This is a genomic window from Paenilisteria rustica, from assembly GCF_013820765.1.
Taxonomy (GTDB): Bacteria; Bacillota; Bacilli; order Lactobacillales; family Listeriaceae; genus Listeria_A; species Listeria_A rustica.
The window spans coordinates 18,191-30,550 of the sequence record NZ_JABJVM010000004.1; the positions used below are offsets into that span (position 1 = coordinate 18,191).

Below are 12,360 nucleotides of genomic sequence, written 5' to 3' on the forward strand. Positions count from 1 at the left end.
TTATTTCTATTTCCCGAATATTTCAATACCCCGTAAATTGTTAGGAATCTTTAATTTATCATATACATCATTCCATAATTGTTCTGGGACACCATCTTTTATTAATTTTGAAGTTGTATCCTCTGCGAGTCCTTTTAAACGCATTGCTTGCGAGTCAGTCATTACATTAGTTGTAGAAATCTTAGCCTTATTAAAGTTTGTTATCTTCTCTTGAAAATTACGTATGACAGCCTGGTCATCAATGTCTATGTCCATTCCAGGATTCCATTTTTGAATCCCAATCCCCGTAAACGCATCATCCCCAACGCCATGCGGCAACTGGAAATCATAATATTTATTAATAATCGCCAAATCTTCTGCCGAGAACCCCCCGCCAAGTTGCGACGACAAATTCTCTAGTCGACTTCGCTGTACACCATGTAGCTCATTAAAATCTCCAGCCGCAAAATAATCATGCCATCCTCGACCTAGGCTTGACTCATCAACCGATGCTGCCACACGTCTCACGTTAAACTTACTAATAACCTTCGACGCTATCATCCCGATTCCTTTTTCTCCACCGATTAAAGTCGCTCCAAGTAAGGGATTTCCCATAGTCGTCATTGTGAGCTGAATTTTGTCTGCTGCATACGCAATTTTTTCTCCTGCTCCCTGTGCTATTTTTAATGTACTTGCTAAGTTCGAGCCTTCTCGTAGCGAACTCCCTAATTTTGTCACAATTGCTCCAGCTCCAAAAGATAACGCTGACGCCACGAAATCCACACCTAACCAAACTTTATCCTCCGTACTTAACACTTCACCTGTTATACGATTTGTTCCAGTAATAATTCCGTCAATAGCCTTTGCTCCAAGATATGCAACTGCTGCTGTAGCTATAACTAATGTCGCTCCACAAGTAAAAACAGCAGATGCCACAAGTGCTAAACCAACAACCACACTTACCCCAATATCCACCCATTTCAACCAGCCCGCATTATTTTCATGCCAGGTTGATTTCAGCTCTTCGAATTCGCCTAATTGAGTCGGGAAAAAAGCTCTCACCAGTTCGTCATTACTCATGCCTTTAAGTTCTTTAATGGTTTCTTTATCTGTAATTTCACCACTATCCATAAGCTCATTTATTAATTTTAAGCGCTCGTCATATAATAATTTAGTCGCTTTAATTGGACTATCGCTGGAATTAAGTATTTGATCTAGTGTGTATTTTTTCTGTGTTGTGTATGTTGAGGTCATTCCTGAATAAGGATCTGTTGTTGTATACGTTTCGCTAAATGTCAGTTTGTCTGTTTTATATGCATTCTTGCCTTCGTTCACGTTATCAAGTTTTTTAACTGCGTCATTCATCGCTTGTGTGATTTTCCCGTCGATATTTTGCAATACTTCTTTATGCACACGCCCGGCTAATGTTACGAGTTCATTCGCGTGTTGGTATTTTTTCTCTAGTCCACTTTTTCCTTTGCTAGCGGATAGAGTCGATGTTCCTCGTGACGGGAATAAATCAGACAAACCCTGACTTCTTAATTCCGATTTCACTTCTTCAATACCTTCTAAAATTTCACCAATTCGTTTTACAGCGTAGGATTCTGGCGTTTCTGTTGAGTATGAAGGATAGTACGATCCTGTGTAACTATAACCGCTGCTACCGCCATTACTACTTTCCCAGAGAGACTTATCACTTTTATACATTGCCATATCGTACCCCCTATTTATTTTCTTTCATGTAGGTTTTCACTTGGTCGATCACTGCGTTAGGATCTTGCTCACACGCTAATTTGAAATCGGCGTTTGTCCCTGGCTCATTCAATATCGCATTTACCACCTGCATCGCTAGCATTTTATCCGTGTCAATCATTGATTTATATGTGTTTTCTGTTTGAATCGATAAAACTTCTGCTAATGTTTGGAGTGTCTGCGCTTTATCAAAATCCGCTGGGAAATGATCCAGCGTAAAGCCACGATTCACATGCTCCGGCAGACTCTGCATCACGTCCTGCACAAACACAAGCGAAACCCTGTACTCACTTCAATAAATCTCATAAAAAGTGCTAGAGAAACCTCTAACACTTTAGTTATTCAATATTCTTCCTCATTCTAAGATTCGGTTTAGTTAAGACCTTATAAATTTTGTTCGAAAATGTGTTACCATTCCATTCTGACATTAACCTTTTGGATACCTCTAAAGAGGATATACAGAATTTAACTAAAGAGGAAGCAAAGAAACTCTCAGCTTCACTAATGCAAAATATGAACACTATTCTTGAAGCTGGAAAAGAGAAATTTAATATGACAGATGACGAAATGGAAGTCATGAAGGTACTTGTCATAAAACAATTTCTAAAGGAAGCAGAAGAAAAAGAGAAAAAAGACTTTTCTAATCCATAAAACACTATAAAGAAAGTCAATAGACCGCTAGGCTCTCCTAACGTCGCTATTGACTTTCTTTATTGGGCATGTGCTTTTGTCAGTGCCTGAGGAACTCACGAAATAGCTAGTACTTTGACTTGTTCCTCGAGCCTTTTCAGCATAACATGCCCACCGTTTGCTTTAGCATTTTAATTTGTTCTTTCAAATTTTTTCTACTTCACCCTCAGAATCTAGCAAAATAGCGTATTAAAAACCTAATTCCTTCGTTAAAAGTTGTTTTACCACACAGAATTAACCGATTACTCTAATTCTAATACTTTTTTATTCAAATGAAATTTGTACTGTGTTTTCATTTGTATTCTGTTTTACCTGTTGAATAATCTCTTGCACTTCAGCTTCGGAAAGCTTTTCATCTTCATGTGGCGGTTCCCAATTCTTCATAGAATCTTTGAATACAACAAATTGACCTCCCACTAACATTTCTCCGTCTGCTTTCACCGCATACCCATTCTCTAAATCAAATTTCACATGTGAACTACTACCTGTAATTTTCATTTAACTTACTTCCTCTCAAAAATTATTTTTTCAATTCCTGTTTTAGGATCAATCATTGTTATTTTCGTTACTTTAGGATTATTTTTTAATCTAGGTAGCTCAACGTTTTCCCAAATATTCCCTTCCCTTAACTCTGAACCAACTACCGCACGAACTTCACCAGAAACTTGTTCTGCATACGAACCAGAAGCCAAATCCCAAGCTTTCATTGACTCAGGTTTATTAAAGTCCCATTCCGGCATTTTAATATTTTTATTCCCTATTGTTGATTCTAAAGTAACGCCACCTTTACTTTTAGCTACATCAGCCGCTATATCAGCTCCACCAACGCCTTCTGTTCTACCAGACCAAAAGAATGCAGTATCTGGCTCTGTTTTCAATTTGGGATGAATTTCATCAATATTAAACCCTTTAGCCCCACTGGCTTTCTCTATAACTCCATCATTACCACCAAACATCCCTTTCGCCATATTCTCAAATCGATGTGTATTCTCTGCAGCTCCAGGAGCAATGTGTACTGTACCAATATGTGTAGCCACTACTCGTGAACTCGCAATACTTTTAACTGTTGTTACAGCCTCATCGGTTAACTTTCCAGTCTGGATTGCACCATTTCTTAGTTGTGTCTTGGCTGCATTTGTCGCTGAACTCGCTACATCACTTATAACCCTCGGCACATTCCGAATCCGCTCGGCACTCTCACGCAACGCTTGTTTCCCCATCGCGTCCAAATTCGACAATCCTTGCTGTGCAGTCTGCTTCAACGTCAACTTAGTGCCTACCTGCGTGGCATCCAATGCCAATCCTCCAACCTTCGTCGCCGTACTAAACGCACGTATTCCTTTCACGCCTGGAATAATATCTAACACCGCAAACACACCACGTGTCGCGCGCTCGGTGCCGTCCATTTCTCGCCCAGTCATCCAGTCTTTTCCGGTCGCTGCACTGCTCAATTCCAGTGTACCATATGCAACGCCGAGTGCCAATCCTGCGGGTGGAAACACAATACTCACACCGATAATCACGACCGCAATCCCAATATCGCGCCAAAATTCACGGCTCTGCTGCTCATCCCGAATCGATTCGTACTCAAACGCATGCGAATTCGACACCGCTGATTGATACTGCTCATACGTGAATTCTTGGTCTGGATTTTGCTTACTATATTCTGCGAACTCGGCCTTCAAATTGTCAGCAAAAAAATTATCGCCTGCCATGATATCGCTCAAATTGATCTTGTCTTTTGGTACCGTCGTCGTTTGTGGCGTAGCTCCATATCCATATCCGTAACCCGTCGTCACAATCGTCGTCGCGCCAATCGTGTTCTTCGTCTCGTAATTATCAATCGACAATGCTTCCATCTTCTCCACGAATTTATCCATGTCTTTATAAAACGGTTCATCAATCACGCGCTCGACCATACTTCCCGCTTCGCCTGCGTAATCATGCAACACTTCGATTTTCTCGAACATTTTTTGATACTTGCTCTCCATGTCTGTAAAGGAGAACGAAATTACACCGTCTGGATCATCTTTACGAATATCATTTTGTGCGTCTTCAAAATTGCGATTGATGTCTTTCAAATGATCTGTCACACCTTTATCAAAACCAAAGCCTAAGCCTATGAGAGTTTTCAGCGCGCCTTTCGATTTATCCCAGGAACTATTTGTATATTTCACATCCATCTTCCGTGCCCCCTTCTACTCTGGCAAGTCTAATTTCGTATAAAATTCTTGGGCAAGTACCTCGTCTTGCTCCATCATCGTATTGATGGTATACGTGACAAGATTTTTGATTCGTGCATAATTATCATACAAATCCATCGCTTTTTTATTCGCGTCCTTGTAAACATCCATCGATTTCTTCGCTTCACCATCTTCATAAAATGTAATCGTGGCAATTGAATCTGTCTTTGTATTTAACGTCTCCAACTCAAAAATAATCGCGTTTATCTTGTTGAGAATAGACAAAATCTCGTCGACGCTAATCGATATATCTGCGGCACCGCCTCCAGCACCTGCTCCGTCCATTGCTACATTAGCCATGTTGCGCCACCTCCTTGTACGGGAATTCCATTTCGTCAAATACGAGCTTCATCAACCAATATTGGCTCACGTGATGGTATTGTTGCCGCGCGACATCTAGCGAAATCAGCTTGTCGCCATATAAGAAAAATAGCCAGTTTTGATAGAAGCTTGGTTCGGTCATTTCGGCTGGGTATTTGTCTAAATGAAAAACTTCGAAATTGAAAACTGGTTCGCTTAATTCCATCGCCTTGATTTCGTTTTTTTCTTGGTTGCTGATTCCGTTGATTAGGAAAGTTTTCTCATCGGCGCCTGGTTCGCGTGCGATTAACGGAAAACCATCGTATAGCACTTTTAAGGCGTGTGCTTTGGACAGAACGAGTAAGCGGTAGTATTTGTTTTTCTCGGCTTCGATGAGGAGGACGACTTCTTCGGTGTTGTCTTCTTGGAACGAGAACATGATGTTATTGCAGCGTACGTATTTCTTGCTTCGGTGGTACGCGGATAGTTTGTTGATAACGAAGGCGCCACTTTTTGTGACAGCGCCTTCTGGTGTTAGGATTTCTTTTGCGATGAGTTGTTGTTGCGCGTATGCCATCGGGTCATCATCGCGTAAAATAAACACTTCTTTGCCGGGAAAACCGAATAGGACATTGCCATCCGTTGCGGCAAGAAGGAGATACATTTCTTCGAGGCTAAAATAATCATTAGGATCAAGTTGTTGCGTCATAGATTTTTGACCTCCCGTAACTTGGATTCGCTGTCGTAGGCTTCGATGTATGTCTCTAGATTTTCTAAAGCTTTCGTTTGTTCTTCCATCGCGGATTTCACGTCTTTATGATATTGCACGATGATATCCAAGTAAGCGACGAATGCTTTCTTGGATTTCCCTTTCCATGTGACGCCATTGACGAAACTTTGTAAACTTGTGGCATCGGTATAACTATTTTTTAATGCTGTGTCGATTTCTTTTGCTATCGCTTTGGCTTCTCCCACTTTATCTCCGTATATCGTAACTTTATCAGCCATTTGCTCATCCCTCCTTTGCCGCAGCGTCTCGGTAATGCACGTACCGTTCATACGCCTTATCTCGCGCTGCTGTTAAGCCAGACCGTTTATCACTCGCATCGTTAATATAACCTTCTAACTTTGTCGTCAGGTCTTCTCGCTTGGAATTGAAATGCTTGGATGGAATAACGGAATTACTGAAATCCGGATGCGCGTTCTTATACGAGGAAAGCGAACTTCTCGCTTCCCCTATCAGTTTGTCATGCTCGGTAATCGCATCTTTTAGCCGATCGTGCAGCCGGTCATAATCATCGCGTTTCTTCTCCAATTCTGATGAGCCAATATCCACTGTAGCACCTAAAAAAAAAAAATCTAGCCAATCAAATCCCTCCTTATTTCGCTGGTTTCACAACCTTGATTTTCTCTGCTATGCCGTTTTGGATGTAATACGCCTCAAATGGCAGTAAGTTCGGTTCTTTGTAGTTTTTATTGCTGACGTCAATAACGTTTTGGTCGCCGATTTTGCAAAGAGCAATGCCGTTTTTCTGTTTCTTAATCGCGCCGCTAACTTTGTCGTAGCCTCGGCCCATCGTGCTCGTATTGCCGGCAATGATGAAGTAGATGCCGAATCGTGGACCGTTTTCAAGCAGATTGACAAAATCGGTTTCGAGATCGCTGCTGATGCCATTTACGATAGAGTCGAGATCGGCAATCGCGACAAGTACTGGGCGGGCGTCTTTTAGGAATTCGGCAGTCGTTGTTAGCCCACCGCTTTCTTTTTGAGCCGCTGCAAAACCGTCTTGACGACTTTCTAGCAAACCGTGAAGTTCTTTGAAAATCATCGTGATGGTTTCGGTGTCGTTGCCGTATGCGTTGACGTTTGGTTTGTATGCCGCGAAACGTAGCATTGGATTATCGGTCAGAATGATGTCGATTTGCGGATTGACCACCATAACGTCAAGCAGTGTTACCATCGTTGACTCAATCAATTCGACGCGATCGCTCATCACGAGTGTATTTTGATTTTCTTTGTAGTGTAATGGAATCGGTTCGACATTTTCAAAATCAACAGCAAACGGTAAATGGCCAGCTGCGAGCATGTTTTGCGTCGATTTCCATGATACGAAATCTTGGAATGGGAGCACTTCTGGAACCATCGGAATCGGAAGTGGGCGCTCGCCAGACCATGCGTCGGACATTTCTTTCGCCTCTTGCTGAATCGCGCTGATGATTTGTAGCGTGTCTTCGCCTTTGTTCGGTAGTGCTGTTTGGAACACGGCGATATCGTCCTGTTTCACCAAGCCACGACCTGGTAATTCTTCGCTCGTTAAATCGGTGCGCCCGATGATGCTTCTCGCGTCGGATGCCTCGATTAAGTAAAGCGGGATTTGCGTTTTAATATTCGAAAGTAACGGCGTACGCATCGCATTTTGCTGTCCAGCACTGATGACGAGGTTGATTCCGACGCCGGCACCTTCCCGCGCGATTTGCGTCATAATCTTCTCGAATCCTTCTTGGAACGGCGATTCTTTGACTGGATCGAAATTATCAATAATAATCACGACATTCGGCAAAATTTCTCCGCTCGCTTTTTCGTACATGTCGAGATTCGCGACGCCGAACTGGCTTAGTTTACGTTTACGATCCTTTAACTCGCGGTCAAAACGACGAACGAATTTGCTGACTTTCTCTTCTTCGTCAAGCATAATCGTGTCGGCAACGTGTGGTAATTCGCGCAACGGCAAAAGACCATTGGTTCCGAAATCAAGCAGGTAAATGTGCAGGTGTTCGGGATTATGCGCGCGTGCCAAGTCCATCACGACGGTTTGCAGGAAGGTTGATTTTCCGTAACCAGGACTTGAATAAACTGCGATATGACCGTCTTTTGACAAGTTTACTTCAACGGCACGCTGATCTTGCATTTCTGGAATATCCATGAAACCAATAATCGGCGCGAGTTCGGATTTCTCTTTTTGCCACGCTTCTTTGTAATCGATTGGATGCAGCTCTGGCAAGAAAATCATGTCTTCCAAAGGCGGCAACCACGGACGCGGTAACATCGCAATGTTCGCTTCCTCTGTATACTCGTGAATATAATCGATCACCGCATCAAGCTCTGACGGCACTTTTGAAATATCCTCTTTATCGCCCAAACCACTTAAATCTTCCGTCAAAATTTCATACTGACCGAGATCGTTAATCGCGTAAATCGTCGTATCCACTTGCTCCTGATCGTCTTTATCCGGCACGTAATCCGCACCACTCCAAGCACTCTGGAACAATTCGTAAATCTCGTTATTCCCGACTTGCAAATACGAACGACCGGGTAGCGTAATTTCCGCCGCGTCTGGTGTTTTCAAAATTTCATTGGAATCCGACGCGTTTTGTACTTTCAGCGCCAGTTTGAATTTCGAGTTCGACCAGATTTGATCATCCACGACACCACTTGGTTTTTGCGTGGCGAGAATCAAATGGATACCGAGTGAACGCCCGATACGCGCTGTCGAAACTAGCTCTTTCATGAATTCCGGTTGTTCACTTTTTAGCTCGGCAAACTCATCGGAAATCAGGAATAAATGCGGCATCGCTTCTGATGCTTCGCCTAACTTGTATAATTTTTGATATTGGTTAATATGGTTGACATCGTGCTCGCCAAATAGACGTTGACGCTTTTGCAATTCGGCTTTAATCGAAGCAAGTGCACGCATACTTTGCGCGCCGTCCAAGTTCGTGATTGTACCGAGCAAATGTGGCAAGTTTCGGAACAGATTCGCCATGCCGCCGCCCTTGTAATCGATCAGCAGGAACGCGACTTCATACGGGTGGAAATTCACGGCAAGCGAGATAATGTACGATTGAATAATCTCCGACTTACCAGAACCCGTCGTACCCGCGACCAAACCATGCGGACCATGCGCTTTTTCATGCAAGTTCAGGTTGACAATATCGTCTTTCCCACGCAAACCAAGCGGAACCGCCAAGCTTTTATACGTCTCATTTTTCTCCCAACGCGCGCTAATTCCAAGCTCTTCCACGCGGTCGACACCATACATTTCCAAAAATGTCACCGATTCCGGAATCGAATTTTTCAGATTCTGCAAGTGATTAAGCGGCGCCAGCGCACGACTCACACTCTCTTTATCAAAATCAGCAGGGAAATGATCCAGCGTAAAGCCACGATTCACAAGCTCGCCTTGCTCCAAAATCACATTCCCGTTCTTCGCATCCCGAATATCAATAACCGTTTTCACATGCTCCGGCAGACTCTGCATCACGTCCTGCACAAACACAAGCGAAACCCCGTACTCACTCGGATCCTCATTGAAGAACTCCATGACCGTGTGATCCATCATCAGTTTTTCGTCCGTCACAAGCACCACATAATGCGGCGAAAAGTACATCTGCTCCGACTTGTTGCCCTTTTCCTCCAAAGCCATCTTGCGCTCCTTCAGAATTTGGTACAACGAGTTCAAAACCTGGTCCCGCGAACGCTCATGATACACGAAGCCACGCACATTAATATCGCGCAAACTCGCGTGCGGCAACCAACGCATCCAGTCCCACTGTTCCTTTTCCTCTTCGGGGAATACCGTAATAAACTGCAAATCATAGTAGCTGTGGAATAACGCCGTCTGCATCACCATCAACTGCAACTGCTCAATCACAAGCGCGCGGTGCCCAATATAACCAACCGGCCCGTTCATCAAATCCGTCCCCATCGGCACATCCTTCACCGAATAATACTGCGACTTCAACTCCTTCGCGCTCTCCACCAACTCATCCTTGTCCTGCGTAAATTCCTCCTCTTGGAATTCCACATTGAACGACGTATTTTCCTCCCCAGTACCAACCCGATACTGCAAAAAGTCATGGTGGAACATCGTCTTCTCATAAATCCGCGAATCAACAGAAAGCGCCATATCACGAATTTCCGTCACCGTTGGAAAATGATAATGCAGCGAATGCGCCTGTTCCTCCGCCGCAGCGTGAAGTTCCGACGTCTTGTCCTTCAAATAACGACGATAGCTCGCGTCACGTTCCTTCATGTCCACCTTATATTTTTTGCGATTTTTCACATACGTAATCACCGAGAAAATCACCGTCGCGCCCGTCATCCCAAGCGTCATCAACACAAAAATCGGATTCGGACGTAAAAACATCATCACAATCGACATCACAATCATAATCAGCGGTGGAATCAGAATTTTCATCAATTCCTCGCTCGGTTTCGAAGGCTTGCCCGGCGGCTTGGCAATCGTCAAATTCGACTCCGGCGCACGATAAATAATTCGCGGCGACCGGTGGTAATCCGGATAATCCGCACTAAAAGCATTGTCCGGCGCCACCAATTGCGCAAGCGTCGCATGAACCCGACCATCTCCCGCGATCACCTCGATGTCCTCCTTACCGACCCGAATCGTCACACCGTCAAAATACAGCTGATCCCCAGCCGCTAATAGGCATTCCGTTTCCACACGATAATAGTTATGGTAAACAATTCCACCGTACACATTCAATTTAAATGTCGCGCCAAGCTCCTCACGAATAAACAACAAATCCGCCGTCGTGCCCGCAATCACCACATCATTAAAATCCTTCTCACCAAACGTAATCGAATATTTCGTCGTCGTATCAAAAACCTGCGACGCCACATCCTCCGTCAAATAAAACTGGATTTTCTCGCCGTCAGACGTCTCCAAATTCAGACGCTCATTCAATTCAAGCGGCAAATCACCCAAAAACCATTGCCCCGCGTCCTCATTCCAGACCACCTGCAACGAATCCGCCAAATTCTCGTAGGTCACCGTATGCTGCAAGTCCCCACCAATCGTTACCTCTTTTTTCGGATCTAACTGGCATTTATGCAGCTGATTGCCATAACTAATCGTCAGTAGTTGCTTCTCCATCTTATTCTACCTCCGATGTTGCTTTTGCTTTGTCTTGTTCTTTTTGAGTGGCTTCCACTTTTGCAGCCTCTTCTTTCGCCTTCGCTTCATCATCTTTTATCTTTTTAATTTTCTCATTGATTGCTTCTTGTTTCGCACTTCTTGTCGATGCGCTCATTTCCGTATCCGTATCCAATTTCTCAATTTGTCTCGCCAAATTATATACCTGCAAGTCATTATCTTTCATCGTAAGCGCAATATCATTAGCCTTCGTAAGTTCCGCCTTCCCATCATAAATCCAATACAACAAATAATCCTCTGGCGATTTCAGCGTCGTGTTTTGCAGTACCGTCTTCTTCTGAACCTCGCTCAACTTCGCGCCCTCTACATACGATTTCGCCAATTCATACTTGCTCGCTTGTGGTAATTTCGTCGGCTCCACATCGCGCAACGCATCTGTCACCTTACCAAAATCATTCGCGATAAACGCCTCATTCGCACGAAGCAACGTCTCCTGAAACGGCACTTTCACAAAAGCAAAATAGGCAACTGGAACCGCCAGTACAAGTGTCGCAATAATAAATCCAATCGTAAGTCCTTTAAACAAACGATAATTTTTCCGCTGCACCAATGTCATTTTCCGATCCACAGCCGCTTTTTCCTTTGTATATCCTTCCGCCAAAATCGCCTCAATCGCTGCTAAATCCTTCGCCTCAATAACACTCCGTTCAAAACTCGTGCCCTTCGCATTATCTAGCGACCCCGAAATCAACTCATCAAACGAGTACTTTTTCGAAAAAAGCGCCACAATCAAACATTTATATTGCTTCAAAAACTTCTCTTCCGTCATCGTGTACGGCGGCAACACATCACGAATCCCGCGATACACCAAATATGGCATCTGGTTCACATCAAAAACCACGTTGTCTGGATGTAAGAAAAATGTGAATCGCGTCTTCAATAACTCCGAGAACCGCGCCACATTACCGACCGCGCGCAATTTTTCATTCCGATCAAGTTGCACCAACTCATCCCAAGTCGTTTTCCCCACCGTATCGAACTGGAACGACAATGCATCCCCTTTATCCTCAAAAGAAACCGGGACAAACAACGGCGAGCGTTCCTTAAGTAAAGCCAACTGACGCACATCCTTCACCCGCGTTTGTGACTTTGAAAAAGCTACCTGCCAAACCGTCCCATCTATTTGAAAATTATATTCCATCGCATCTACCATTATTTTCTTCGTTATCATTTGTCTCAAATCTCCCTTTTATAAAATTTCAATGATATCCCCGTCCGTAATTTGAAAATCGGTCAATTTATCATCATCTGTCAACAATAGTTCCTTGTTTGCCACCTTAATCGCACAATGCGAAATATTTGGCTGTGATAACTTCAACGTCTCCACCAAGTTCAGCAACAACGCCTTCACCGGCTGGTGCTTCGGGATTCGTAAATCATGAATCCGTCCCCCCCATTTCGTAAAATTAATCGTGACATTAATATGCGTATCCTGCGCCATC

General features: G+C 43.7%; 12 protein-coding genes. 1 reads left to right on the plus strand and 11 read right to left on the minus strand.

The annotated features are described in order from the left end of the window. Nucleotides 1-6 precede the first annotated feature (6 nt). Both HPK16_RS05125 and HPK16_RS05130 read right to left on the minus strand, forming a co-directional pair. The gene (locus tag HPK16_RS05125) at nucleotides 7-1,692 is read right to left on the minus strand and encodes a hypothetical protein (RefSeq protein ID WP_181675942.1); all 1,686 of its coding nucleotides are present in this window, start codon (nucleotides 1,690-1,692) and stop codon (nucleotides 7-9) included. 10 nt (nucleotides 1,693-1,702) lie between these two features. Next, nucleotides 1,703-2,002, minus strand: a complete 300-nt coding sequence (locus tag HPK16_RS05130) for a hypothetical protein (RefSeq protein WP_181675943.1) — start codon at nucleotides 2,000-2,002, stop codon at nucleotides 1,703-1,705. Between the two features lie 122 nt (nucleotides 2,003-2,124). Between HPK16_RS05130 and HPK16_RS05135 the strand changes: the two genes are divergently transcribed. Continuing rightward, nucleotides 2,125-2,382 (plus strand): hypothetical protein, encoded by a 258-nt coding sequence (locus HPK16_RS05135; protein ID WP_181675944.1) that lies wholly within the window; start codon nucleotides 2,125-2,127, stop codon nucleotides 2,380-2,382. A 303-nt stretch (nucleotides 2,383-2,685) separates the two neighbouring features. Here HPK16_RS05135 and HPK16_RS05140 read toward each other — a convergent pair whose 3' ends face one another. Genes HPK16_RS05140 through HPK16_RS05180 form a run of 9 tightly spaced genes read right to left on the minus strand, consistent with a single transcriptional unit; the run spans nucleotide 2,686 to nucleotide 12,359 of the window. Further along, nucleotides 2,686-2,919 (minus strand): Imm74 family immunity protein, encoded by a 234-nt coding sequence (locus tag HPK16_RS05140; RefSeq protein WP_181675945.1) that lies wholly within the window; start codon nucleotides 2,917-2,919, stop codon nucleotides 2,686-2,688. Nucleotides 2,920-2,924: 5 nt separating this feature from the next. After that, the gene (locus HPK16_RS16750; protein WP_246369282.1) at nucleotides 2,925-4,604 is read right to left on the minus strand and encodes a hypothetical protein; all 1,680 of its coding nucleotides are present in this window, start codon (nucleotides 4,602-4,604) and stop codon (nucleotides 2,925-2,927) included. Nucleotides 4,605-4,619: 15 nt separating this feature from the next. Further along, nucleotides 4,620-4,964 (minus strand): hypothetical protein, encoded by a 345-nt coding sequence (locus HPK16_RS05150; RefSeq protein ID WP_181675946.1) that lies wholly within the window; start codon nucleotides 4,962-4,964, stop codon nucleotides 4,620-4,622. Then, complete coding sequence (locus HPK16_RS05155; protein WP_181675947.1) at nucleotides 4,957-5,673, minus strand: DUF5081 family protein; 717 nt, start codon at nucleotides 5,671-5,673, stop codon at nucleotides 4,957-4,959. The genes HPK16_RS05150 and HPK16_RS05155 overlap by 8 nt, the downstream gene beginning before the upstream one ends. After that, nucleotides 5,670-5,972, minus strand: a complete 303-nt coding sequence (locus HPK16_RS05160) for a WXG100 family type VII secretion target (RefSeq protein ID WP_181675948.1) — start codon at nucleotides 5,970-5,972, stop codon at nucleotides 5,670-5,672. Before HPK16_RS05160 ends, HPK16_RS05155 begins: the two co-directional genes overlap by 4 nt. Before the next feature lie 4 nt (nucleotides 5,973-5,976). Continuing rightward, nucleotides 5,977-6,300, minus strand: a complete 324-nt coding sequence (locus HPK16_RS05165) for a chorismate synthase (protein ID WP_181675949.1) — start codon at nucleotides 6,298-6,300, stop codon at nucleotides 5,977-5,979. Nucleotides 6,301-6,343: 43 nt separating this feature from the next. Beyond that, a complete protein-coding gene (essC, locus tag HPK16_RS05170; RefSeq protein ID WP_181675950.1) occupies nucleotides 6,344-10,858 on the minus strand; it encodes a type VII secretion protein EssC in 4,515 nt (1,504 codons plus the stop codon). Between the two features lies 1 nt (nucleotide 10,859). Continuing rightward, nucleotides 10,860-12,089 (minus strand): type VII secretion protein EssB, encoded by a 1,230-nt coding sequence (gene essB / locus HPK16_RS05175; protein WP_181675951.1) that lies wholly within the window; start codon nucleotides 12,087-12,089, stop codon nucleotides 10,860-10,862. A gap of 18 nt (nucleotides 12,090-12,107) precedes the next feature. Further along, a complete protein-coding gene (locus HPK16_RS05180) occupies nucleotides 12,108-12,359 on the minus strand; it encodes an EsaB/YukD family protein (RefSeq protein WP_181675952.1) in 252 nt (83 codons plus the stop codon). Between the last annotated feature and the right edge of the window lies 1 nt (nucleotide 12,360).

Bases quoted from the DNA above. Each gene is read 5' to 3' on its own strand.
- HPK16_RS05180 (WP_181675952.1), bottom strand. From the start codon at position 12,359: ATGGCGCAGGATACGCATATTAATGTCACGATTAATTTTACGAAATGG.
- HPK16_RS05160 (WP_181675948.1), bottom strand. From the start codon at position 5,972: ATGGCTGATAAAGTTACGATATACGGAGATAAAGTGGGAGAAGCCAAA.
- essB (WP_181675951.1), bottom strand. From the start codon at position 12,089: ATGATAACGAAGAAAATAATGGTAGATGCGATGGAATATAATTTTCAA.
- essC (WP_181675950.1), bottom strand. From the start codon at position 10,858: ATGGAGAAGCAACTACTGACGATTAGTTATGGCAATCAGCTGCATAAA.
- HPK16_RS05140 (WP_181675945.1), bottom strand. From the start codon at position 2,919: ATGAAAATTACAGGTAGTAGTTCACATGTGAAATTTGATTTAGAGAAT.
- HPK16_RS05150 (WP_181675946.1), bottom strand. From the start codon at position 4,964: ATGGCTAATGTAGCAATGGACGGAGCAGGTGCTGGAGGCGGTGCCGCA.
- HPK16_RS05125 (WP_181675942.1), bottom strand. From the start codon at position 1,692: ATGGCAATGTATAAAAGTGATAAGTCTCTCTGGGAAAGTAGTAATGGC.
- HPK16_RS16750 (WP_246369282.1), bottom strand. From the start codon at position 4,604: ATGGATGTGAAATATACAAATAGTTCCTGGGATAAATCGAAAGGCGCG.
- HPK16_RS05155 (WP_181675947.1), bottom strand. From the start codon at position 5,673: ATGACGCAACAACTTGATCCTAATGATTATTTTAGCCTCGAAGAAATG.